Below are 24,573 nucleotides of genomic sequence, written 5' to 3'. Positions count from 1 at the left end.
GCATGGAAACGTTCAGAATGCGACTCCGCTTCCTTTCCAATCCCCGTGTCAGCGGGATCATCCTGCCGACTAATCTCTTCTCCAAGCTACAGCTGCGCCATCGGCAAAAAATCAAGGTCATGCTGGGCAAAAAGGAAGTCGTCGCAACCGTACTGCAAGACAAGCGGAATCCGGAAGCAAACGTCATCAAGGTGACGACGCTGTTGCAATCCGAGCTTGGCATTCCTCACGGCGGCTTGATCCAGCTCAAGCAAGAAGACTCGGCGCTGCGCATCGGTCCGGCTATCGGGATTGTCACCACAGGAATCCGCAGGGACTCGCGGCAGCCAATCGGCCCGCGCACCTCTTTTTTCTACAAGCTGCTACAAGCTCAGGAAGGAAAAGGCGTCTTTTACTACATCTTCTCCCCGCACGACGTGGACTGGAGCACGAATACCGTCAATGCCTGGTTTTTGCGCAAGGGCAAAACAGGCGGATACTTCTGGAAAAAGATGGTCACAGCCATGCCGGATGTGGTCTACGACCGAATCCCTTCCCGTTCAGCGGAGAAGCATGAAGCTGTCAGGGAGTTCAAATACAAGCTCGCCAGCTACCCGAACATGCCGATGTTCAACCAGGGCTTTTTCAACAAGTGGGGAGTTCACCAATTGCTCTATCCGAACCCGGAAGTCAATGAGCATATCCCGGAAACGTACACCTCCCCGTCCCTCACCACTGTGCGCAATTTGCTGCGCAAGTATCCGATCGTCTATTTGAAGCCGAAAAACGGCAGCCTCGGTTACGGCATCGTGAAGGTCGTCAGACAATCCGGCGGCGGCTATACCGCTTCTTACCACAACGGCAGCGGAAATGTGAAACGGCAGTTTTCCAAGCTGTCCAGTCTGTACCAGCATGTGTTCCGCAGCCGTCGCGTAGGCGGTTATTTGGCGCAGCAAGGCATCCCGCTCAAAACATTCCACGGACGCCCGTTTGATTTCCGCGTCCATTTGCATAAAAACCAGCAAAACGAATGGGTCGTGTCCTGCACGGCCGCCAAAGTAGCCGGTTCCGGCAGCGTGACGACACACGTGCGCACAGGCGGCACCGTCATCCCTGGCGACGAATTGCTGCACCATCTGTACGGGAAACAAAAAGAATTGATGTCCGAGCGGGTCAGCGAAGCATCCATCCGCCTCGCTACCGCGATTGAGCAGGCAAAAGGAATCGACCTTGGCGAACTCGGTCTGGACATGGGAATCGACATCCACGGCCATGTCTGGATGTTCGAAGCTAACTCCAAGCCGGGACGCTCCATCTTCAAGCATTCCAGACTGAGGCAGGCAGACCAGGAATCCCGCAAGCTTCTCGTCGACTACAGTTGTTATTTGGCCAATTTCTAGGCGCATGCAACTAGCACCGTTTTTCAGGAAGGAGGAACACCCATGCTTCAGCAGCGCTCCGGGTGGCTGACCATCCTCCCAAGCGGCAAATGGTTCATACAGCTACCTCGGCAAGCTCTAGGCAAGCGGTCGCAAAAAAAGTTATTCGCAAGCCTCGGCCCCTTTTCTCATCACAAACGGGTGTACACCGGCTTGCCGGCGATGCAGCCAGGACGTTTTCGAACGAGAATCAACTGGAAAATGATCAACAGCGAGTCACTGAAGCTAGGTCCGCTCATCGGCATTTTGACCGTTGGTGAAGGCACGGCCTTTGTGGGAAATCGCGAAAACTTCAAAGACATCTCACAATCCGGCAAGCGATGGGGCGCACTCGTGTACGTCTTCACTCCCCAAGGCATCAACTGGGAGAAAAAGAAGGTTCGCGGCTATTTGTACAACCAAAAGCAAAATTTGTGGCAAGAAGTCATCCTTCCTTTCCCGCATGTCGTCTACAACCGCATCCCAACCCGCAAAGCCGAGCAGCGGCCCGACGTCAAAAAAGCTTTGGCCCGCATCGACGAACTGCCTAACGTCACCTTGTTCAACCGTTGCTTTTTTGACAAGCAAGAGCTTTTCTCCATGCTGAAAAAACACCCTGAGGTGCAGACCTATTTGCCGGAGACGAAAAAGCTCGATACGCTCGCCCGCTTCAAAGGCTTTTGCAACGAGCATCGCTTTGTGTACCTCAAGCCCGTGCGCGGCAAAGCCGGAGAAGGAATCATGCGCATTGAATACAAAAATGACGGCTGGCGTCTTCAGCGGCTGAAGGAACAAAAGGCCGTCACGCGCCGTTTTTCCAATCTGGACGATTTATGGAAGCATGTGAAGAGCCATGTGCGGCAGCAGCGGTACATCATGCAGCAGGGGATACGCAGGGCACGCTTCAACGGCAAGCCGTTTGACGTTCGGGTGCTGGTGCAAAAAGACGGCAAAGGCGAATGGGGCGTAACCGGGGTCGGCATCCGGCGTTCCGGGTCGCAAAGCATTACTACGCACGTGCCTCGCGGCGGCTCCATCCACTCTTTGTCTTCCGTTCTCCAGTCTTTGTTCAAGGCAGATCCGGAAAAGATGGAAAACTCGATTCACGAGACAGCACTTGCCATCGCCCGCGCTTTGAATGAGGAAATCCCGGATCTGGCGGAAATGTCAATGGACCTCGGCCTGACAGAAGACGGCAGTCTGTGGTTTTTTGAAGCCAATGCCAAACCGGAGAAGTTCGATGAGCCTTCCATCAGGCGATTGTCTTTGTCCAACCTCATCCACTACGCTCAGTACGTGTCGCGATTGCAAAACGGGCGTGAAGCCGCCGCAGGGTAATCGCCATGATAAAATCGTTGAAATACGTACTCCTGCCTCCACAAGCACTGGCCGAATCTCAGGCAACCTTGGTGAGATTTGCCCGTCAGGAAGGGGAGCGGCGCATCACCCAGCACGCAATCGAATGGCTCGCGCGCCTGACCCCCAAGATGCTTTCCAAACAGGAAACCAGTGTCGCTCTTGCCATGAACGGGAAGCACGTAGTCGGACTGTTCGCTGTTTCTCGCTGTGGACTGGGTCATTCCTTCCTGGTTGTAGATAAGCGCTACCGCCATCGCGGAATCGGCAAGGCACTGACGGAACACATCTGTCAGTGTCTGCCCAAACTGTATGTGCGCGTAGGTCTGGATAATGAGGCAAGTCTTTCCTTTTTCCGAACGTTGGGCTTTGAGCCTGTCAAAGCGAGCATCGGGCCAGCGGGCAAACCTACGCTTTGGCTCGCCTATGGCCATTGGACTCTCACCGATTTACAGGAACATGCCGGCTGATGGTCCGGCATGTTTTTTCTTCCTAATGCGAATTCTTTTGCTTCATCGATTCGTGCATGAGTAAAACCACCTTGGTAAAAATACCTCGTGGAGGTGGTCTTACCCATGACCTACACAAACAACCAAAATCAAATGCAATCTGGACAACAACAATTTCTCGGAGCGATGACTCCAGCAGGGGCTATGCTTCAACCAGGGTACGCCGGAACAAACGTTCAGGAGGTACAACACTGGAATCACGGTGGACATGCCCAATCGATCGGGACTCCTACATACGGCATGCCTGCGGGCGGCGGTATCGGCCAAGGACAGTCCATTTTCTCTCCAGGCTTCGCGGGTACAAACGCACAGGAGGTCAGACAGCTGAACCACAGCTATCAGGCTCCGCAAGCACAAGGCTACAACCAGCAACAAGCTTATGGTCAGCAACAGCAAGGCTATGGACAAAACCAGGCATTGCAATCCATCATGCACCAATCGGGAGGCTACATTCCGGCTCAGCCTGCGTACCAGCAATCGTACGGCGCCGGCATCAATTCGATTTTCTCTCCCGGTTTTGCCGGAACAAACGCGCAGGAAGTGCGCCAGCAAAATCAACCGGGATACGCTGGCTACACAGGTCAGCAGCACTATGCTGCACAAACTTCCTATCCTCCTGCGCTGACAGGCAGCATCTTCTCTCCTGGATTCGCGAATACAAACGTTCAGGAAGTGCGTCAGCTCAACCAAGGCGGCCATGCTTCCCCAACCGCGCAAGGCGGGTATGGCATGCAGGCAAACTACAACCAGCCGCAGCAATATCAGCAACACCAGCCTTCGATCGGCCTTGGGGCACAATCGATTTTCTCTCCTGGCTTCGCCGGAACCAACGTGCAAGAAGTTCGTCAGTTGAACGCGCCTGGTCAGGCAGCAGCGCCACATACAGGTTCGATCTTCCCGGGATCTTACTAGACTGCGACTTCTTCACACTATCGAGAAACGTAACAATCAGCTAAACATTGTATAGGAACGAAAAATAACAAAAAGAATGCTGGCGTAACTTTCTACGTGCAGCATTCTTTTTTTGTTAAAGTAATCCGTTACTTATTACTTGGGACGGTTCAGTTTCACAATCAAAGCTACAATTGCTGCTATAAATAGGATCAGGATTATGATTCCTGGCACCCCAATAGCCGACATTCATACCCCTCCTTTCACAGCCCTTATAAATACCATTTTTCACCAAAAACACTAGAAAGTAAAGTTGTCATTATATTTTATCAATTAATAATTAACAAAAATTAACTATATTATTTACAAATAAATAAAATTAAGGTTAATATTGTAAATGGAAATATTTTCATGCATAGGAGGATGATTAATTTGAAAAAGATTTTTTCAGTTATGTCTGCAGCAACATTGTCTCTAGCACTATTAACAGGAAGCGCTTTTGCTGCCGAAACACCCTCTACAAAAGCCTCTGCTAGCATAGATTATTCAACCGTAAGTAACGAAATGATTAAACAAAAGCTTATAGAAATTGCTAATAAATATGATATTAACGAAGTAATTGAGGGTGAGGATCTGGAATTTATCAAGACGTACGGAACTAGAGTTATTTCAGTCCCCCAAAAAACCACCAGTAACCAAATACAAGCAAAAGCTGTTACTGATTCGGTAAAAACACACAAAGTAAAAGGTGCAGCCGACAATGACGTGTTCGCTGGCTCTATAAAAGGTACTCTCGAAACAGCTCTAGGCATTTGGCAAAATACTATTGAAGGAGATATAACCACCAAAGTGACCAGCGGAACTCCTGACTCCTATAAAACAGATGTACGGATTGTGGGATACGGTGTTGTTGGTACTAGCGGTACATATATTGGCAAAACTGTTGACGAGACTTACACAAGTGGTTGGACAAAGAGCAAGAAAAAATCTTGGACATATACTTTAGATCGAGTTTTTTACGGGAGTGTAGCTTACCTTACAATTGATGTTGTTGCTTCTGTAAGTGGAGAAGATGGTGAATTAGAAATTACATCTGACTAAAGTGTGCCTTTAACTACGAGAAACGTAAAACACCAGGTTCAACTTGCCTATAACGAAACAATGCAAATTACACGACAATCAATGAACCGAATAAAAGGACTACTGCCACCTGAAACGGAACCAGCAAGGTTAACTATACAGACCGTCCCCTCACATTGGCATCAACAGACCGCAAGCCTGTCGATCAAAAAAAGCGTGACCGCCCTTACAGACGGTCACGCTTTTTCACTTGTAGACATGGTGCGCTGTTCCTCGACGGCGGCAAACAGGGCGTGCAACTGTGCCAGGCTCGTCTCGTCGACTGTGAACGTGAAGCGGTCGAACAAATAGGCGTCGCGTTCCACCCCGACACAGGACAAGCCGGAGCTTCCCGCTGCGAATTGGGCGGCTACACATGCCTCTGTCTGCTCCAGTTGCTCGCGGACAGCCACATGCGTTTCCAGTGCGGTCCGAAACGTATCCATCACCTTCGCCAGCCGCTCATCCTGACGGGCCAAGCGGTACAGCGCCAACTCGATTTGCAGCCAGCAAGTCGTGTAAAAATGAAATTCCAAAAACAGAGTCGCAAGAGCGGCACGCAACGGCTGATCGTCACCAGTAGCTTGCATCTGTTCAAAACAGGCGTAAGCCTCCTGCTTTTTCTCCTGGATCAGGTCGTAATGGCTGACGGCACCGCGGTAAAACTTGCGAACGACGTTGTACAAAAGCTCAGGCGTGCGAGGCGGAAGACCCCGATGTCTGTTGGAACTGTCACGCATGATCGTTTCCCCTCTCTTCCACCGACCTTCCTCTCTTCATTGTACAACACTCGCCAGCTCGTAGCGCGTCTTGCCTGCTTTTTACTCTTTCCCGTTTTTCCAGTAATCGTAAGCGTGGATGGCGTGGCCCATGTACGATTCGTACGGCGCAAGCGATTTCGTCACCTGCTTTAGCTGCCGCTCCATCTCGGTCATCCCTTCCTCGTAAAACGAGATGCCGCTCCCTTCGTGACTTTCCTTCGTTTCCACGGCGACGACAATATTTTTCTGGATGCTTTGCGCGTACGCCAGCTGCTGCTCTACCAGTCCGACGATTCGGTCTGCTGAATCGCGAAAAGCCATCAAGGTCGTATGATCCATCTGCTGAATCATCCAGTGGGAAAACGGCAGATCAGGCTGTCCCGGCACTGGCGTATGATCCAGCCACGCTGCGAGATCGACGCTTGCTTCCAGTTCGCCGTCTCGCTTCGTCTCCTCCACGAACGCTTCAATATTGCCCATCCACTGGCGCAATACCTCGTCCTTGTCTTCCCGCCAGACAGGCATGACATATGGCTCGATATCGAGGTGGATGCCGTGAAACTGTTCGTCCTCGCTGACGGAGCGGTTGTACGCCTTCACCCAGTTGACGAGCTTCATGATTTTCCCTTTGCTCTCAGCCAGCGCCCAGATCGGATGACCGCCCATGGCGTGCACTTCGATCCCCGCAGCTTTAGCTTGGCGGACAAAATCACGATAATAGGAAGGCGGCTGTTCCAAATCAAGCCGGACGTACAACAGGTTGACCCCGTTCTGTTTGGCAAAGGCGAGAATTTCCGCTTTTTCTGTGCCGATCAATTCGGCTCGCCATATATAGGTGCCTCTGTAACGCGCTTTCGGAACCGGCTCCAACGGCGCAGCCTCCTTCCAATGCCGATAATCGTGGATCGCCACACCGGAAAAGGAGGGATGATCTCCCAGCTTTTCCGGCAAAAGCGCAAGCTGGCGGTTCATCTCCATCGCACCTTCTTCGGCGAAGGAAGCGTGATCGTCGCTGAGCTTTTTCATGTTGACTGCCACCATCACCCGTTTGCCCAGCTTGTCCGCTTCTCTCAGCTCATCCTCGACCAGCGCAAGGATGCCGTTGTTCCCGGCGAGCGTATCGCGGTACGCCATGATGCACACCGTATCAAACTGCTCGATCATCCACTCGGACACAAAAACATCTTTTTGATCCGGCATGGATATATCGTCGAGCCAAAAAGCGATCGCCGCACTCGCCACAAGGTCGGGCTGCCGTTTCACTTCCCGCGTGAATGCCTGCATGTTCGCTTGCCACTCGCGGAGCACCCGTTCGCGATCGGTGTCCCAAAACGGCAGCAAATACGGCTCGATATCCAGTTGAATACCGCGGATTCGCTCCTGATCAGTCGCCTCCAGATTGTATGCCTTCACCCACTTGACGATGTTGAGCATTCGCTTTTCGTTGCTGGCAAGCGCCCAGGCGGGATGACCAGCGACAGCGTGAACCTCGATCCCCAGCGCACTTGCTTCGCGAATAAAAGCCTGGTAGTAATCAAACGGCTTGTTCATTTCGATCCGCAAGTAAATCAAATTGATCTCGTTTTCCTGGCAAAAGGCCAGAATTTCCCGTTTCTCGTCTCCAATCATCTCGGATTGCCAAATCCACGTGGCCTTACTCTTTTTTTCCGCTGGGGAAAAGCCGAACAGAAAGCCGAGCGTCAGGCAGAGTGCACTAAGGTAGATGGGCGCGGCTTTCATGTATGTTAGCTACTCCTCTCGTTGGCTTCTATACTTTGCTTCCAGCTTTCGTAGTCGTGAATGGCGCTTCCCGCGAAGGCAGGATTGTCTGACAGCACTTCTTGCAAAATGACCAGCTGGTTTTTCATCTCCGTCGGGCCGTCAGCAAAAAAGCTGACATGTGCGCCTTCCGCCGATTCCATGATGTTGACCCCGACGATGACGGAGCCTTTTTTTCGGGAATTGGCATCGGCGACGATCTTTTTGACAAGCTCCACAATGCCGTTGTTCCCCTCGGCACGATTGCGGTACGCCATGAGCGTGATGCTGTCGAGCCGTTCCACCATCCAGTTGCTCACTTTTTCTTCGCTCCCCGGAACCGACACGGAGTCGATCCAGAACGGCAAGTCCGCGCTGACCGTCAAATCGGTGTCTTTTTTCGTCTCAGCCACCAAGTATGTAACATTTTTCAGCCACTCCCGGACGACTTCTTGCCGGGATTCCTTCCAGTCCGGCAGCAAATACGGCTCGATGTCGACATGGATGCCTGAGAAGCGTTCGTTTGCCTTCGCCTGCTTGTTGTACGCCTTCACCCAGGAGATCAGCTCATCGATACTTTGGCGATTCTTGGTCAGCGCCCAGTTGGGATCGCCGCCAAGCGCCTCCACCAAAATGCCAGCCTGTCCCGCTTTGCGGACGAAGGAGCGGTACGTGTGCGGAGCAACCGCAGTCGGTTCAATGTGCAGGTAAATCAGATTGATCTCATTTTGCCTGGCGAAGTCGATCATTTCGTCGGTCTGTGTCTCGATCTGTTTGGCATCCCATATCCAGGTAGCTGTCGTCAGGGCTTGACGGGTTTGATTTGCGAGTGTGAGCATGAGAATGGAGGCTGCCACGAGCAGCGCAACGCCTGCCCAGAGCGGGCCGTATTTGCGTAGTGCGCGCATCATTTCTGCTCGTAGCTCTGCCCGCTTGTCGCCGCCCCTGCATATGCCAATGCCCTGTCTGTGTGCCTGTTCCCGTCAAACGCCGAAAATGGCGGAACTCTCGTGTAATCCTCGATATTCATGTCTTTTACCTGGGCATGCGGCCCAATCTGGCAGCCTTCCCCGATCCGGGTTTGTCCCAGCAAAACGGTGCCGGGATAGAGCACCGTGTCACGGCCAATCGTCACGGTAGAATCGATATAGGTGGCGTTGGGATCAACCATCGTTACCCCTCTGCGCATGTGGCGCTCGTTGATCCGCTTGCGCATGAGCTGCTCCATGTAGGCGAGCTGCACCCGGTCGTTGACTCCCGCGCCTTCTTCCGCATCCGCTGCCACCGATGCAGCCACCAGCTCGCCTTGCTCCTGCAACAATGCGAGGACGTCCGGCAAGTAATATTCACCTTGGGCGTTCTCGTTGGAAACGTGCGGGAGAGTGGCAAACAGCTTCCGGTTGTCGAAGCAAAAAATTCCCGTGCTGATTTCGTTCACCTTTTTTTGTCCCAGCGTCGCGTCTTTCTCCTCGACGATTTTGCGGACGGCTCCATTCTCATCGCGGATAATTCTCCCGTAGCCTGTCGGGTTGTCCACGACGGCGGTCAGCACGGTGGCCGCAGCCTGTTTGGCCTGATGGCAGTCGAGCAGCTCCTGCAATGTTTCGCTCTGGACGAGAGGTGTATCGCCGTTCAGGACAATCGTTACACCTTCTTGCTCCCCGAGAATGCCGCTGCTCATCCAGAGGGCGTGCGCTGTGCCAAGCTGCTCTTTTTGCAAGGCGTACTGCACGCGGTTGCCCAACTGCTCTTTCACCGCTTCCGCTCCGTGGCCGACGATCACTACCAGATTTCGCAATGCCAATGGAACAAGCGCATCGACAACATGCTCAATCATCGGCTTTCCGCACAGCGGATGCATCACTTTGTAGAGCGATGAGTTCATTCGGGTGCCTTTTCCTGCTGCAAGCACTACTGCGTGTATGTTCATCCTGTCGCCTCCACTTTGGCCCCTTGACTGGATGCAAGCGGGCCTTGCTGGATTTGTGGTTCCAAATACGGTTTCAATTCATACGTCAATGTGTGGATCATCATGTTCAAATCAACATCTTTCCTCTGCACGCCCAGCTGATAGGCTTGGAGCATGATCGCAAGCAATACTTCCTGATTCAACTCCGGCTTCGAGGTGCTCATTCGCTCGTTCCTCCCAGTCAGTCCCGTATTGTGGTTCTTAACCATGGACGGATCAGCCTACTCAACTGTTACACTTTTGGCCAAATTGCGTGGACGGTCTACATCATTGCCCAAGACGACTGACGTGTAGTAAGCGATGAGCTGTAGCGGAATGACGCTAAGCACAGGGGAGAGCAGCGCATCTGTCTTCGGAATCAGGCACACATCATCCACTGTCCGGTGCAAGTCGAGGTGGTCTTCGTGCGTAATGCCGAGCACGTTGGCGCCGCGCGCTTTTACTTCCGTAATGTTGCTGATCATTTTCTCATGCAGCGCGTCCTGCGTGGACAGCGCGATCACCCGCGTCCCTTCTTCGATCAAGGCCAAAGTGCCGTGCTTCAACTCTCCCGCCGCGTACGCCTCGGAGTGGATGTAGGAGATTTCCTTGAGCTTGAGCGAGCCTTCCATGGAAACGGCGAAGTCGATTCCGCGCCCGATGAAAAACAACTGGCGCTCGTCCTTGATCGACTCGGCAAAATGCCGCAACTGCTTGGCATGGGTCAAAATCTCTGCGACTTGCTCTGGCAACTCTTTCAGCTTCCCGAGCAGCGCAGCAATCTCTTGCGGGGCCATCGTCGCTTTTTGTTGCGCCAAATACATTCCCCACAAATAAAAGGCGATCAGCTGGGAAGTGTACGCTTTCGTGGAAGCGACGGCGATTTCTGGCCCGGCATTGGTCGTGATCACATCGTCTGCTTCACGGGCAATCGAGCTGCCGACCACGTTGGTGATGGCGAGGACAGCCGATCCGTTGCGCTTCGCCTCTCGCATGGCAGCGAGCGTATCCGCCGTTTCCCCGGACTGGCTGACGGCAATCGTCAACGTATTTTTCGCAAACAACGGTCGGCGGTAGCGGAACTCGGAAGCGACATCCACCTCGACCGGGATTTGGGCAAGACTCTCGATGACGTGCTTGCCGATCAAGCCCGCGTGATAGGCGGTGCCGCATGCGACGATGTATATTTTCTCGATTTGCTTGACAGATCGAGACGATAACTGAAGATTAGGAAAAATAACCTTCTGTCCTGTCTCGTCGATCCGCCCTGTCATCGTATTGCGCAGAGCGCGCGGCTGCTCATGGATTTCCTTTTCCATGTAATGGGCGTACCCGTCTTTTTCCGCCTGCTCCTTGTCCCAGTCAATGCGGACGAGTTCGCGCTTGACAGGATCGTCTGTCAAAAGGCTCATGACCCGCACAGAATCACTCGTCAGCACAGCCAGATCGCCGTCCTCCAAAACGTACACATCGCGCGTATGCTCCAGAATAGCGGGAATGTCAGAGCCGATAAAATTCTCGTTCTCCCCCACTCCGATGATCAGCGGACTCGCCACGCGTACCGCGACGAGCTTGTCTGGTTCGTATTCCGACATGACTCCGAGAGCAAACGCTCCGCGAATTTTCCCTGCCACTGCGCGTACCGCCGCGACCAGATCGCCAGCGTATTCCCGCGCCAGCAGGTGGGCGATCACTTCCGTGTCTGTCTCCGAGCGAAACGCGACACCCTGCTCGATCAGCTCCTGCTTGATCTCCAGGTAGTTTTCGATAATGCCGTTGTGGACAATCGAAAACTTGTTGGTCGCATCCAAGTGAGGATGTGAATTTTCATCGGAAGGACGCCCGTGCGTAGCCCAGCGCGTGTGCCCGATGCCGATGGAGCCGGATAGCCCGGATTGCTCGGTCTTTTGCACCAGCGCATCGATTCTTCCTTTCGCCTTGCGCACGGCGATAGACTCTCCATCGCAAATCGCGATGCCAGCCGAGTCATAGCCTCTGTATTCCAGCTTTTTCAGGCCGTTGATCAAAATGGGTTGTGCTTGTCTGTACCCGATGTATCCCATGATTCCGCACATGTTCGTAACTCCTCCTTCTGTTGCCCGGCGCTGTTTACGCCAGCAAGCTTACAATCTGTTTTTCCTCCTGGATCGCTACCGAGGTGCCGATGCGATACACATTCGGATTCTTGATTCCGTCGAAGGCATTGCGTGTATCGATAATCGCGATGCCCAAATCAGCCAGCTCCTGATAATCAAAGCATTTGTGGTTGGTGATGAGCACCATGCAATCGTACGTTTTGAACAAGTCGTAGTCATTATTAATGGAAGAAACAACTTGCCCCTTTTTGTCGAGGAAGCTTTGCGCGTACGGATCGAAATAGTCCACCTGCGCACCGCTCTTTTTGAACAGCTCGTAAATTTCCAGGCCCGGGGACTCGCGCAGATCGTCGATATCCGGCTTGTAGGCCATGCCCAAAATGAGGATGCGCGAGCTGTTGATCGCCTTGGCGTAAATGTTCAGCACTTGTGCCGTCTTGTTCAGCACGTAGTCTGGCATATTGTCGTTGATCGATTGGGCAATTTCGATGAACTGGCTGTGGAAGCGATAGCCTTTTGCTTTCCAAGACAGATACATCGGATCGAGCGGTATGCAATGCCCACCGATCCCAGGTCCCGGATAAAACGGCATGAACCCGAATGGCTTGGTCGATGCGGCCTTGATTACCTCCCAGACGTTGATGCCCATTCTGTCGCACATCATCGCCATTTCATTCATGAACGCGATGTTGACGCTGCGAAACGTGTTTTCCAAAAGCTTGGACATTTCCGCCACTTTTGGCGAGGAGACAGGAACCACTGTTTTGACCAGATTGCCGTACAACAGCGTTCCCAGCTCGATGCAACGCTCCGTTGTCCCTCCGATAATTTTCGGCGTGTTGTACGTGTTGAACTTGCGATTGCCCGGATCGACCCGCTCGGGCGAGTAGCAAAGGAAAAAGTCGACACCTGTGACATAGCCGAGCTTCTCCAGCTCGCGTCCGATCAGCTCGTCGGTCGTTCCCGGATACGTCGTGCTCTCCAGAGTGATGAGCAGCCCTTGTCGCATGTACGTTTTAATTTGTTCCACGACATTCGTGATGTAGGACGTGTCCGGGTCCTGATTCGGACTGAGCGGCGTCGGAACGCAAATGCTGATCGCGTCCAGCTCCCCGATGACGCGATATTCGCTCGTTGGCAAAAAGCGCTCGGTTGCCAGGCACTCCTGCAACGTTTCATTGGCGATGTCCTGGACGTAGGACTGTCCGTTTTTCAAGCTCTCGATTTTTCCTTCGTGCAAATCAATTCCTACTACGGTGTACCCGCTTTTCACAATTTCCACTGCGAGCGGCAGCCCGACGTAGCCAAGTCCAATTACGCCGATTCTCGCTGTTTTGTCGGCAATTTTTTTCTGTAGCTCCTCGTATCTAGTCATCCCGGTTTCTCTCCCTTTTTCTTTATGAAATCAAGCGCTTGACTCTGGCTTCCAGCTCTACTGGCGAAAATGGCTTCGTCATGTAGTCGGACGCCCCGAGGGCAAACGATTTTTGCACGTCTTCTTCCAGCTTTTTGTCCGTCAGCACCATGATTTTGCTCATCGCTTCCTGACCGAGGTGGCGAATTTTTTCCATCAGCTGGTAGCCGTTTAATACAGGCAAATTCAGATCGGTAATGACGAGATCAAAAGCGGCCTGGCGCAGCTTTTCCACGCCGTCTCCTCCATCGTGGGCGACCGTGATCTGGTAGCCTTTGCGCTGCAAATAGATGCGCAAAAACTCGTTGACCGTCTCATCCGGATTGACGAGCAAGATGCTCGCCTGCTCCTGCTGTCTCTGATTGCCGTGCTGCTCGTATACGCTGATGCTGCCCGGCTCGCTCTGCTCCTTCATTTCCTGGATCATTCGCATCAGCATTTGCGCTGTGGAACGGGAGCTTTCCGGGAAGCTGGCGATGTACATGCCGCCAGTCAGCAGCTTGCGCGAGAGCATGTAATCCCTGATTTGCAGGGCGTAAAAATGGGTATCTGCCAGTTTCTTCTGTTCTAGCAAAATACCGAGAATTTGCTTGTTTTTGTCGTATGCGGCATGCAACGTGAGCCCGTCTTTTAGCTGTGCCTCCATGTCCCGTTTGACCAGCTCCAGCGACTCCGCCGAAACGTTTTTGCAAGCAGCCAAAATGACGCCGCACGCCACGCTTCGCTCTTCCATTTTGCTCAGAAGCTCATAAAAAGCAGGTACGAGATTACTCATGATCAAGCCTCCAGACTGGAAATGTTTTTATTGCTTTTCGACTGCCAGCTCGTCCGGGTCATCGTTCCCCACGAATTGTTGTTCCGCAAATATTCAATGTGTCCGAGGAATCTCCAGATGACGCCGATTTGCCGATAGCCGAAAAACATGAGTATGGTATAGAAAAGCATTTTGACGATGTCCTGAAAACGGGGATAGCGTCGAAATGCGATTTCCTCTAGCAACAGGGACCCGATGCCGAGCAGTACGCCGTACAGCACGTTGAGCAAGCCGTAAATCAGAAGAACGTGGCTGTTCGTCATGTCCAAAAGCGTATAGCCGATCAGCGCCAGCAGTCCCGTAATGCGGAAATACGGATTCAATGTCTCAAACAAAATGTTGAAAGGCAGCGTCAGCATCCCGAACAGCTTGTATTTCGGGCGCAGTACCATATGCTTGCCGTATTCGATCATGTTTTTCAGGTTGCCCCGCCCCCAGCGGCGGCGCTGACTGCCCAAAATTTTCAACGAGTCGGGCGCTTGCGTCCAGCAGACGGCGTCCGGGCAAAACGCTACCCGGTACGGCAGCTTGTTTTCCAGCATGTATTTGTGCAGCTTGATGATGATGTTCATGTCCTCGCCCGGATACCCCTCGCGATAGCCGCCGACTTTGACCACGTAGTCTTTGCGGAAGACGCCGAACGCCCCCGAGACGATGATCAGGCCGTTGATCGCGCTCCAGCCGATGCGTCCGCCGAGAAACGCCTTCAAGTATTCCACCGACTGCATCATCGGCAAAAATTTGTCCGGCAGGCGAATTTCTTTGACCACGCCGTTCTCGATTTTGCAGCCGTTGGCAATCCGAATGTCGCCGCCGATCGCCACGGTTTCCTCCGGGTTTTCCATGTACACCTTGGCAATGCGAATGAGCGCATCTTTTTCCAGCAACGAGTCGGCATCAATCGAAGCGATCAGCGGATAGTGCGACAAATTGATTCCGGCGTTCAGCGAGTCCGCTTTGCCCCCGTTTTCTTTGTCGATCAAGTACAAGTTGGGGAAATCCGGGTTGTGGTAAATGCCCCTGACCTGTGAAGTGTGCAGCAGCGGCTGAACTGGCAAATGTTTGGATATCGTCAAGGAAAACTCTTGGATCAACACTTGCAAAGTATCATCCTTGGAGCCGTCATTGACCACGATCACCTCATACCGCGGATAGTTCAGCGCAAGCAGCGATCGCACATTCTCAATGATTGTCAGCTCTTCGTTATAGGCAGGCACGAGAATCGAAATCGGCGGTACGTGCTCCGAGCCGGACAATGCCTGGAAGCGCGAATAAATCGAGCTTTTCAAAATCCCCATGATGCTTTTGAACGAAAACAGCATGATGATAAAATACAAGGAATTGATCGCCATGACGTAGTAGATGGCAAACATTCCGTAGTACAGCAAAAACTCTCTCATGCGGGCCTCCTTTCTGCTTATCCTTCCATCGCCTGAACGGTGGAAATGGTTTTTTTGCACGACTTGCGGTACAAATGCAGCTTTTCATTGTAATCCAACAGCTTTTCTGTGCTTGGCTCGCCACCGAGGCTGCGCTCTGCTTTTTCCAGCTCTTCCTGGATAATTTGCTGAGCCATCTCGCTTTTCGGATTGCTGCCCTCTTCCCGCAATATGTCGCACAGAGCCGAAAAGCCTTTTGCTTGCAGCTGCGTCAAGCTGCGGGCGCTGTGATGCCGCACCCACCAGTTGGCATCGCCAACCGCTTTTTTCAGGGCGGGCACATAGTCCGCAAGCTGCATCGCCCCGATTGCTTTGACGATCAAGGCGCGTATTTCCCAATCTTTGTGGTTCAAAAAGTCTTTGATCGTCTGGTCGTTCAAATAGCGGATGTCGCGGCACATGAGCTTCACGGCCTTGATCCGCACCTCTTTGTCAGCAGAGAGCGCCAGCCTGGACAATCCCGGCTCCAGTTCGAGCTGAGCGTGCACGGCGAAGCCGATCAACCCGATTTTGACCAATTCCGGATTTTTGTCGCGGATCCATTCGGTATAAAACGAAGTCGTGTCCAGCTGCGAGTCGCTGATCATGTCGACAATGAGCTGGTGAACGTTCTTTTTCATCCGCACGACATACTCCGCCATCTGCCGCAGGTCTTCCGCATCTCGGGCGCATTTGGCAATCGCCCTGGCAAAGATGAACAGGCTCGGATCGTTTACCCCGCTTTTTTGCAACAGAACGAGCAAATCAGGCGCTGCCTGGCCGGATCGCATGACCCCCAAATTGTAGGCGGCGTCGACTCGCGTCCATTTCCAGCCGCTCCGCAGCCGTTCGAGATCGTGTGCAACGAGTCCCATATCTTCGCAGAGCTGGATCAATTTCTGCCTATGGACGCCCGTAAAGCGTTCCATCAGTTCAAACAGCTTTTTTTGAATGAGCTGCTTTTCCTTTTGCGTCACCTCGCCGTAGGGCACCTTCAGGCGTTCTTCCTCTTCGCCGTAAGCTTGCAAGTAGACGAAGTAATCGCGGTATTTTTCTTCGCACATGCGTGCCTGCTTCTCTGCCGATAAATTTCGCAGCTTCAGTGCGAACAAGGCAAGCAATCCCAGCACGGTAATCCCGCTTAGCGTGTACACAAAAACAATTGCTGTCGCCAAAGGTGTTTGCACATTTGCCACTCTCCTGTCCAACATTTAAGGTTGAGCTTTGTCTGTCACGGGAGCCTGTATCTGTTTCCATGCTTTTTGGATGATCGAATAGCTTTGCTTTTTCCGCTCGTGGTAACCGACCTGCTCCCAGGCTGGCCAGGAGTAGATCGGAAGCTGCGACACCGGATAAGGGGAAGGCAGCTCGTTTTTCCCGACAATGCTTTGCGTCGAGCGCTCGACGAGAATGGGCAAAAGCCTGATTCCTTTGCTCGTCTCTGATGAAAAGCTTTTGCCAGCATCCTTGTAGCTCATGACCGCAAGCGAACTCGGATCGGTGAATCCAAGCAGCATCCACGGCACTCTCAGCTCTACCACATCGCCTTTTGCCTGCCAGGCCGTCCGCGAGTCGTACTGCGGGTCCTGGGCATCGGTCGTTCCCCGCAAAAGCTTCCCGACCAGCACTTCTTCCAGCGGATGGTACGTCTTGCTGTCGGGCGGCTCCATCTCCAGTCCCACGGCGAGTTTCCACGGCTTGAATACACCGGAATCGTCGCGCAGTTCCTCTTCCTTCACTTCAAGCATCCCGTACCGTTTCCCGTAAAGCCGCGTGTGGAAGTCGTAGTTTGCCGCAATCTGAATCTGGCTCTCCTCGGCTTTGCCCAGCTCGATCAGCGTCTCCCATCCTTCGTCCAGCGTAAGTCCGGGCAGTTGTGCCGTGTGCTTGTTGCCTCCCTGAATCGTATCGACACCGAAATACAGCTTTGCTTTTTCCGGGTCAAAAGGGTGCGCAAGCTTCGCCAGCATATACACATAGCCTTCGTCGTGCGTCATCCAGATTTCGTCGATACCGGGAACACGGATGTCGAGCTTCTGCTTCTCCTCCGGTTTGAGCTGATCCCAGTCGGAACGATCGCCATCCATGACGAGCACGCCTTCTTTGTTCGGATACATCCCCAGGACGCCGAACAACGACTCGTTGGTCAGGACGTTGAGCCAAAAGGAACGGCGATCTTCCGGCAGTTCGAAGCGCATCGTGTTCCACGTTTTCTTGAACCATTCATCCTGCCAGACGAACAGGATGCCGCCGGCGTATCCTTCCTGATGAATTTCGCGCATGAGCGCCGCGTCGATCTCGCCTTGCTGCCGCTCGGAGTGCCCGCCCTGATTGCGTCCGAGATTGCCCAGGTGAGCGATTCCGACTGACGCCGGGACACCGAACTCCGTAACCATGACTGGCATGTTTTTGTGATGCGCCTTCAATTGCCGCAAATACGCCTTGTACGTGTCGATTTGCCCTGCGTCGTTTTTCACTTGTTGCAGGGCCGGATCGTAACGGAACAAATCCGGATAGTACGGATAGACGTGGTAGGACGCGAAGTAGCCCGCCTCCCATTTCACTGGCTGAATATGCATAGGGTCCACACTGACCAAATCTTCGTGATGCAACGGTTCTCCCGGATGCGACAGCGGATCGGTCGTCACCCAGTTGGTAAACGTCATCGGGTGCTGCCAGCCGTACTTGCTTTCTTCTGTTGCGACCGTATCGACCATTTCGGCGATCCAGGTCTCAAAAGCGGTAGCATCCGCCGTGGCGTTAAAATGCTTCCCCTGATACGGCGGCAGCTTCTGGTGCAAACGGTTTGTGTTTTGCACCATGACCGGGTCCCACTCCGTTCCGGTGTGCCAGCCAATCAAGTATTTGCCTGCATTCGCCGCATATTTGCCGCTCGCCTTGCCTGACTTCTCCGGCAGAGTGACCTCGCCGTAAACAGCCCCGACCGCGTCCTTGATCTCTTGGCGAAACTGCTCGCGAATCTCTGGCAAATACGCGTCTTTTTTCTCGATCAACAACTCCTCCGGGCTCCAGATGCCCTGCATCAAATAGAGCGGTGATCCTGCCTTGCTGCGATTGAACTCAACGAGCGCCTCATAAAAAGCAGGCGGGTGAATCGTGTATACGCGGATGACATTCGCGCCCATCTCGTCGATCATCGCGAACCAGCGCAAGTAGTCTTCTTTTTGAATGGGCAGCTCTCCCGGATAATGTCCTGGCAGCGACGCCCCCAGATTGACGCCTTTTGCAAAGAACGGCTGCCATTTTTCCGCTTGGAATACCTGGAGCTGATCGCCTTCCGTGCGAAACTTGATTTGGATGCCAGACGTCGTCTCCATGCTCTCGACCCGGTCTGCGTCCCAGAACCACCACACCGCGCTTGCGCCTATCACCATCAGGGCCATGAGACTCGCCCAACGCTTGCGTCTATTCTTTTTTGGTTCCAATTCCCGTCAACCTCCGATAAGCTGCCGCTGCCGCGAGCGGCTGCCGGCTCTCTCGCCCAACATCACTGTCATTGTAAACATAGGGGGCAAACGGTTCCCATAGACGAAATTCACTAATGTCTCTTTTGCCTATTTGTCATGAAAATGTAATGCAAAAGCATATTCGCCCCCATCGGCCTACTTTTTTTGGTGCGAAGTCCTGCAACCCGACCGTCCATCTGACCCATATTTTTCTGACAATTAGGTATATGTGCTTGAAGTTTTCCATTTGGGAAAGGCAGGAAAAATAGTAGGTTGCTACTATTTGGAAATGACTGATTTTTGCCGATATCGTCTGATCTTTACATAAAAATTACAGGAGAAAAGTTGTAAAAGCCGTTTCGAATCGGCGAATAGCCCTACTCTTCTGTTTTTCGTGGTAAGGAAGACTGCAAAAAAAGAGGCAATCTCCGCCTTACCAGGACGGTGAGATTGCCTCTTTTTTCACGCTTATGCTGTTTGACTAGACGAAATTACAAAGTTTTCATGCCAGGCTTCCAGTTTGCAGGGCACAGTCCGCCTGCCTGGAGAGCTTGCAGCACGCGAGTTGTTTCGTCGACGCTGCGGCCTACGTTCATGTCTGTAACGACTTGATAGCGCAAGATTCCTTCCGGGTCGATAATGAACAGTCCGCGGTGAGCTGCGCCTGTTTCTTCATCCAGTACGCCGTACGCACGCGCTGTGTCTTTGTTGAAGTCGCTCGCTATCGGGAAGTTGACTGGACCGATTCCGTTTTGGTCGCGCGGCGTTTTGATCCATGCGCGGTGAGTGTGTACGCTGTCTGTGGACACGCCGAGCACTTCGCAATCGAGATCCTCAAATTCTTCCATGTTGTCGCTGAAGGAAGTGACTTCGGTAGGGCAAACGAAGGTGAAGTCGAACGGCCAGAAGAACAGGATCAGCCATTTGCCTTTGTAATCAGCCAGCGTCACGCGCTCTTCCAATGTCTCCAAGTTTTTCGTGGAGAGCATGTTGAAGTCTGGTGCCGGTTTTCCTACTTGCAGTTGTACAGTTTGTTGCGTTGTCATCATCAATCGCTCCTTTTCCTGTTGCGCTTTTTATAGTCAGTGGGCGTAAGTGATCGAAACAGCGGCGATGAATTACTGTGCAGTCTCTTCCAGAGCTGCCAGCGCTTTTTTGATGCGGGTCGGGTTGAAGCCGAGGATTTGCTTTTCACCGATGACCGTCAAAGGGACGGACATCACGCCGAGACGGTTCAGTTCTTGGGCAAATTCTTCTTTTTCGTCAATGTTGCGCTCTTCAAAAGCGATGTTTTGTTCGGTCAAATATGTTTTCAGTTGTTTGCAGAAGCTGCAGTTTGTGCTGGAGTATACGATTGCTTGTGCCATGAGAAAATCTCTCCTTTATAGTCGTCGATTATTTGTATTGGGGAACCACTTTGGAACGTTTGTTGATGTACTTGTCGACAGCCATCGCCGCAATCGCTCCGTCAGCCGCAGCCACGACAGCTTGCTTGACCGGAGTTTTGCGAACCTCTCCTGCTCCGAACACGCCCGGAACAGAAGACTGCATGTATTCGTCGAGGATCATGAAGCCTTCGTCGTCGAGCGGAACCTGTCCGTCCAGAAAATCCGTCCCGGGCTTGCTGCCGGACAAAAAGACGAACACACCGTCTACCGCAAGCAGCTCTTCGTTGCCTTCCGCTGTGCGGACGCGCAAGCCCTCTACTGCCTTTTCACCGACAATCTCCAAAGGTCGGGAGCGGAAAAAGATTTCCGTATTAGGCAGCTCAGGCACTTCTTCGACTCCTTGCAGGTCGCCACGCGGTACGAGGAAAGTAATTTTATCTGCAAATTTGGTCAGCGCATGCGCTTCTTCCAACGCTTCCTCCGAATCGCCGATCACAGCGACATGCTTTCCTTCATAAAAAGCGCCGTCGCATGTCGCACATGTGCTGACACCGCGACCGAGCAGCGCCTCTTCGCCTGGCAGCATCCGGTTGCGACCTTTGGAGCCGGTAGCGACGATGACAGCCTTCGCTTCAAAAGTGCCATGCGCCGTGAAGATGCTTTTCACCTCATCTTCGACATCGACAGCGGAAATCGTCGTCTGGATAAATTCAGCGCCGAAGCTCTCTGCCTGTCTGCGCATTTTATCCAGCAGTTCTTTTCCAGTCATTTCGCCTTCTACACCAGGGTAGTTGGCGATTTTATGTGTCAGGGCAAGCGCACCTGTGCCGGGTGCCTTGTCGATTACGAGTGTTTTCAAATTTCCCCGGGCTGTGTATATGGCAGCGGATGTACCAGCCGGACCGCCACCAATGATGATGACATCATACATGTATGGCTCCCCCTTTCTCGCATCCAAATTATAATTATTATCAACTAGGAACATTTCTCATTTTACTAGATATAAAGTAAAAGTCAATATCTTTTTGTAATCATTTTAAATAAGCTTTTTCCCATGGAGCGATATGCCAGCCAAGCTTATGATCGCAAGAAATGTGCTACTACTCCGTATTATTTTGCTATTCTGAATTTATTTGAACGCGTTGACGAAGCTGGGCATTCAGGATAAAGTCAGCCTATCGCTTGAACGCACAAAAGCAAAAAAGCCAAAAAGCGACAAAGCACAAAAGTGGAAAGCTGTGCAGCTTGTCCGCTTTTGCTTGCCAGTCTTTGCAAGGAGTTGCCATCATGAACAAAACTATTTCCTTTTCCCAAAGTCTCTGGGTGCTCTTGATCATATTCGGCATCCTGTTTCCCGCCTTATTCTGGGGGAAAGTAGAACCACACATGCCGCTTTTTGCCGCCACGATTGCGGCAGCCACTCTGCTGCGCCTGTTCGGCGTGCCTTGGAAGCAGATGGAGGAAGGCTTGGTCAAAGGCATTCAAACCGCGATCGCGCCGATGCTGATTTTGTGCCTGATCGGCATTTTGATCGGCGTCTGGATGATGAGCGGAACTGTGCCGATGATCCTGCACCTCGGCATTTCCTTGATTTCGCCGGAATATTTTACGATCAGCGCCCTCTTTTTGACTGTGATTGTCTCGACTGTCACTGGCAGCTCGTTTACGACGATCAGCACGATCGGCGTGGCGATGATGGGTGTCTCCACTGCGCTTGGGCTTGATCCGTTGATGACCGCCGGAGCGATTATTTGCGGAGCCTGTTTTGGGGACAAGATGTCTCCCCTGTCGGACACGACCAACTTTGCTGCGGCTATCGCCAATGTCTCGCTGATGAATCACGTCAAATTCATGTCGCATACCGCGATTCCGGCGCTGGCGATTACTGCGATTTTCTTCGTCCTTCAAGGGCAGTCCGCGAATGTGAGCCTCGATGCCATCCAAGCGATCCAGTTGTCTTTGGAACAAAACTTTTCGCTTGGCATAGCGACTTTGTTGCCTGCTGCCGTCGTGCTCGTCTGCTCTGCCCTGCGCAAGCCGATCCTCCCGACGCTCGTCTTCGGGATTTTGAGCGGAATCGCCACAGCTGCCCTGATGCAAGGTGTTCATTCCCCTGTCGAATGGATGAACGTCATGCAAAACGGCTTCGCCAGCGAGATCGCCAACGAAGCCGTTGCTTCTATCGTAAACCGGGGAGGGCTGTTGTCCATGACCTGGTCCCTCGCCTTGATTTTGATTGCCCTGTCTCTCGGCGGCATCCTGCAATACAGCGGTGTGTTCCACGCCTTGTTCGCAGGTATGATCAAACGAATCAAAAAAGCGGCAGGCATGGTCGGACTGGCCGGATCGTCCTCCATCCTCGTCAATGTGCTGACAGGGGAGCAATACTTGTCGATCCTGCTGCCGGGACAAATGTTCCGCGATGCGTTTGCCGAGCAAGGAATCGAGGGCCGACGTCTTTCCCGCACATTGGAAGACTGCGGTACATTGGTTAACCCGCTCATCCCCTGGGGCGTCAGCGGAGCCTTTTTCACCTCTACGTTGCACGTAGCGACGATCGATTACTTGCCGTATGTGATCTACCTGTGGATTTCGCCGCTGCTCACTTTCCTTTTTGCCCTGCGACAGCCGAAAGCCTAGCCTGTCGCGTACACGGTCGTGCAGTTTTTGCCTCTGCGCTTGGAGCGGTACAGTGCCTCATCGGCTGCCCGCTTCAAGCCGTCCGCCGTGTTGCTGTCGTCCGGAAACCGGGCGATGCCGACACTGACCCCGATTGGAATACAGCAATTGTCCTGAAGCAAGGGATGCAAACGCAAAAAGTCGCGAATCGCCCTCACCTTTTCTTCCGCCTCTTTCATGCTCGCCTGTGGACACAGCAGCATAAACTCGTCTCCTGCATAACGATAGGCGTTCTCTTTTTTGTCCGCCACCGTCCGCATCGCTTGGGCAATTCTGCGGATCAGCTCATCCCCGGCATGATGCCCGTACAGATCGTTCACCGATTTCAGGCTGTCCGAATCGAGCATGATCAAGGCAACCGCCGAATCCTCTTCTCCCAGCAACTGCTCCAAATCGCGGTGAAACGCCCGGTAGTTGGCAAGCCCCGTCAATTCATCCTGAAAAGACATCTGGTACATGCGATCGTACAGACGCGCCGTCTCAATCGCGCTCGCCACCTGGAAGCCGATCATTTTCAAAAGCTCCTCGTGCTCTTTTTTATAGGCAAATTCGAGATACGACTGGGCCGAGATCACGCCTTTGATTTGATTCCCCAGCATCAAGGGAACGAAAATACAAGTGTTGGTGTCGATCTCCGGGCTGCCCCAGCGGATCATTTCCGGCTCGCTCGGCTCTCCCTTCATCGTTCGGATGTGGATCGTTTGCTTCGTCTCGATCACTCTGGAGATGAGCGCCTGTCCGTACGGAATGACAAGCGGCCCGTAATTGACACCGTCGTCGATGCTGATCGGAATCCTGATCTCACTGTCGCCCTCGTCAAAAAACGCAATGAAAAACGCATCTGTGCGCATCACGCGCGAAACCAGCTCGAACGCTTTCCACAAAATCTTGTCCTCTTCAAACGTCTTCGCAAAAATGTGGCTCAAGTCGTGCAAAATCTTCATGTGCTCCGACATCCACATCATTTCGGACACTTTGTCGCGCAAGGCGCTGATTTTGCCCAGCAGCTCCTTGTGCAGCTGTCCGACATCTGCGGAAAATACTTCGTCTATCTCGACAGCGACTGCCTCGATTTCCTGCGGATCTACTGATTCCACACGGCTGAGCCAGTCGCTGTAACGCTCCAACAACTGCTTTGCATACGCTTCTTTTACGGCGTGGTCTTCATGCATGAACAACCCTCCGACTATTGGGTAGTCTTACGATTTTTTCTCATGATATCGATCGACAGCTGCACGAATTGCCTGCAAAACAGCTCCCTGGCCGGGGGCGAGGAAACGCTCCTGAATCGTCTGCGTAATTTCCTGCATCCCTGCTGCCACAGACTTGCCCACGAGCAAACTGACCAAAAACTCACTGGTCTTGTCCATCACAAAAGTAAAGCTGGCATCGCATATCACACCGTCATCCGCGTCGATGATGAGCACACAGCCGACCATCGTCGACACCTCGTACAGTGTCGTCCCTTTGGGAATTTGGGCAAACCCCGCTGTCAGCACCGTATTTCTGTTTTTCCAGTCAGCCATTTGCTTGTCCTCCCCTTCGCCGCTCGCGCCCT

Annotated in this window: 22 protein-coding genes; 6 read left to right on the top strand and 16 right to left on the bottom strand. The window is 52.8% G+C overall.

Going from position 1 to position 24,573, the window contains the following annotated elements; translation table 11 throughout:
* Positions 1-2: 2 nt before the first annotated feature.
* The 5 genes from M2298_RS00910 (at position 3) to M2298_RS00890 (ending at position 5,254) form a co-directional block, all read left to right on the top strand.
* Positions 3-1,379, top strand: coding sequence for a YheC/YheD family endospore coat-associated protein (locus M2298_RS00910; protein WP_122962894.1), 1,377 nt, complete (start codon positions 3-5; stop codon positions 1,377-1,379).
* Positions 1,380-1,421: 42 nt separating this feature from the next.
* The gene (locus M2298_RS00905; RefSeq protein ID WP_173596093.1) at positions 1,422-2,735 is read left to right on the top strand and encodes a YheC/YheD family endospore coat-associated protein; all 1,314 of its coding nucleotides are present in this window, start codon (positions 1,422-1,424) and stop codon (positions 2,733-2,735) included.
* A 5-nt stretch (positions 2,736-2,740) separates the two neighbouring features.
* Entirely contained in the window at positions 2,741-3,223 is a 483-nt protein-coding gene (locus M2298_RS00900) for a GNAT family N-acetyltransferase (RefSeq protein ID WP_122962892.1), read from the top strand.
* A gap of 105 nt (positions 3,224-3,328) precedes the next feature.
* Positions 3,329-4,174 (top strand): hypothetical protein, encoded by an 846-nt coding sequence (locus M2298_RS00895; protein ID WP_173596092.1) that lies wholly within the window; start codon positions 3,329-3,331, stop codon positions 4,172-4,174.
* Positions 4,175-4,585: 411 nt separating this feature from the next.
* Positions 4,586-5,254, top strand: a complete 669-nt coding sequence (locus M2298_RS00890) for a hypothetical protein (protein ID WP_173596091.1) — start codon at positions 4,586-4,588, stop codon at positions 5,252-5,254.
* A 215-nt stretch (positions 5,255-5,469) separates the two neighbouring features.
* Here the strand turns inward: M2298_RS00890 and M2298_RS00885 are convergent, their stop codons facing one another.
* The 14 genes from M2298_RS00885 to M2298_RS00820 form a co-directional block, all read right to left on the bottom strand.
* Positions 5,470-6,012, bottom strand: a complete 543-nt coding sequence (locus M2298_RS00885; RefSeq protein ID WP_122962889.1) for a hypothetical protein — start codon at positions 6,010-6,012, stop codon at positions 5,470-5,472.
* A gap of 81 nt (positions 6,013-6,093) precedes the next feature.
* Entirely contained in the window at positions 6,094-7,773 is a 1,680-nt protein-coding gene (locus M2298_RS00880; RefSeq protein ID WP_122962888.1) for a hypothetical protein, read from the bottom strand.
* A gap of 5 nt (positions 7,774-7,778) precedes the next feature.
* Positions 7,779-8,699: a hypothetical protein gene (locus M2298_RS00875; protein ID WP_122963252.1), complete on the bottom strand. Its 921-nt coding sequence runs from the start codon at positions 8,697-8,699 to the stop codon at positions 7,779-7,781.
* Positions 8,699-9,721 carry a bifunctional UDP-N-acetylglucosamine diphosphorylase/glucosamine-1-phosphate N-acetyltransferase GlmU gene (glmU, locus tag M2298_RS00870; RefSeq protein WP_122962887.1) on the bottom strand — a complete coding sequence of 341 codons (1,023 nt, stop codon included), beginning with the start codon at positions 9,719-9,721 and terminating at the stop codon, positions 8,699-8,701. The genes M2298_RS00875 and glmU overlap by 1 nt, the downstream gene beginning before the upstream one ends.
* The gene (locus M2298_RS00865) at positions 9,718-9,924 is read right to left on the bottom strand and encodes a hypothetical protein (RefSeq protein ID WP_122962886.1); all 207 of its coding nucleotides are present in this window, start codon (positions 9,922-9,924) and stop codon (positions 9,718-9,720) included. The genes glmU and M2298_RS00865 overlap by 4 nt, the downstream gene beginning before the upstream one ends.
* A 57-nt stretch (positions 9,925-9,981) precedes the next feature.
* A complete protein-coding gene (gene glmS / locus M2298_RS00860) occupies positions 9,982-11,814 on the bottom strand; it encodes a glutamine--fructose-6-phosphate transaminase (isomerizing) (protein ID WP_122962885.1) in 1,833 nt (610 codons plus the stop codon).
* A 34-nt stretch (positions 11,815-11,848) separates the two neighbouring features.
* A complete protein-coding gene (locus M2298_RS00855; RefSeq protein WP_122962884.1) occupies positions 11,849-13,210 on the bottom strand; it encodes a nucleotide sugar dehydrogenase in 1,362 nt (453 codons plus the stop codon).
* A 22-nt stretch (positions 13,211-13,232) separates the two neighbouring features.
* Positions 13,233-14,024, bottom strand: coding sequence for a response regulator transcription factor (locus M2298_RS00850; protein ID WP_122962883.1), 792 nt, complete (start codon positions 14,022-14,024; stop codon positions 13,233-13,235).
* Positions 14,025-14,026: 2 nt separating this feature from the next.
* A complete protein-coding gene (locus M2298_RS00845; protein ID WP_122962882.1) occupies positions 14,027-15,463 on the bottom strand; it encodes a glycosyltransferase family 2 protein in 1,437 nt (478 codons plus the stop codon).
* 17 nt (positions 15,464-15,480) lie between these two features.
* Positions 15,481-16,668: a HEAT repeat domain-containing protein gene (locus tag M2298_RS00840; RefSeq protein WP_122962881.1), complete on the bottom strand. Its 1,188-nt coding sequence runs from the start codon at positions 16,666-16,668 to the stop codon at positions 15,481-15,483.
* Positions 16,669-16,692: 24 nt separating this feature from the next.
* Positions 16,693-18,927, bottom strand: coding sequence for a hypothetical protein (locus tag M2298_RS00835; protein WP_122962880.1), 2,235 nt, complete (start codon positions 18,925-18,927; stop codon positions 16,693-16,695).
* Positions 18,928-19,439: 512 nt separating this feature from the next.
* The gene (locus tag M2298_RS00830; protein WP_173596084.1) at positions 19,440-19,994 is read right to left on the bottom strand and encodes a peroxiredoxin; all 555 of its coding nucleotides are present in this window, start codon (positions 19,992-19,994) and stop codon (positions 19,440-19,442) included.
* A gap of 72 nt (positions 19,995-20,066) precedes the next feature.
* Entirely contained in the window at positions 20,067-20,315 is a 249-nt protein-coding gene (locus M2298_RS00825; protein ID WP_122962878.1) for a glutaredoxin family protein, read from the bottom strand.
* A 28-nt stretch (positions 20,316-20,343) separates the two neighbouring features.
* Positions 20,344-21,267 (bottom strand): NAD(P)/FAD-dependent oxidoreductase, encoded by a 924-nt coding sequence (locus tag M2298_RS00820; protein ID WP_122962877.1) that lies wholly within the window; start codon positions 21,265-21,267, stop codon positions 20,344-20,346.
* 356 nt (positions 21,268-21,623) lie between these two features.
* Here M2298_RS00820 and nhaC point away from each other — a divergent pair, with 356 nt between their 5' ends.
* Positions 21,624-22,976 carry a Na+/H+ antiporter NhaC gene (gene nhaC, locus M2298_RS00815; protein WP_122963251.1) on the top strand — a complete coding sequence of 451 codons (1,353 nt, stop codon included), beginning with the start codon at positions 21,624-21,626 and terminating at the stop codon, positions 22,974-22,976.
* On the opposite strand, the gene M2298_RS00810 is transcribed toward nhaC, so the two are convergent.
* Together M2298_RS00810 and M2298_RS00805 are read right to left on the bottom strand one after the other, a co-directional pair.
* Positions 22,973-24,187, bottom strand: a complete 1,215-nt coding sequence (locus tag M2298_RS00810) for a sensor domain-containing diguanylate cyclase (RefSeq protein WP_122962876.1) — start codon at positions 24,185-24,187, stop codon at positions 22,973-22,975. The two genes, nhaC and M2298_RS00810, sit on opposite strands and share 4 nt — an antisense overlap.
* Before the next feature lie 27 nt (positions 24,188-24,214).
* Positions 24,215-24,541, bottom strand: coding sequence for a DUF3870 domain-containing protein (locus tag M2298_RS00805; RefSeq protein ID WP_063229137.1), 327 nt, complete (start codon positions 24,539-24,541; stop codon positions 24,215-24,217).
* Positions 24,542-24,573: the final 32 nt, after the last annotated feature.

This window comes from Brevibacillus sp. 1238 (genome assembly GCF_029892995.1).
Classification (GTDB): domain Bacteria; phylum Bacillota; class Bacilli; order Brevibacillales; family Brevibacillaceae; genus Brevibacillus; species Brevibacillus parabrevis.
This window is presented reverse-complemented; position numbering and strand designations above follow the sequence as displayed.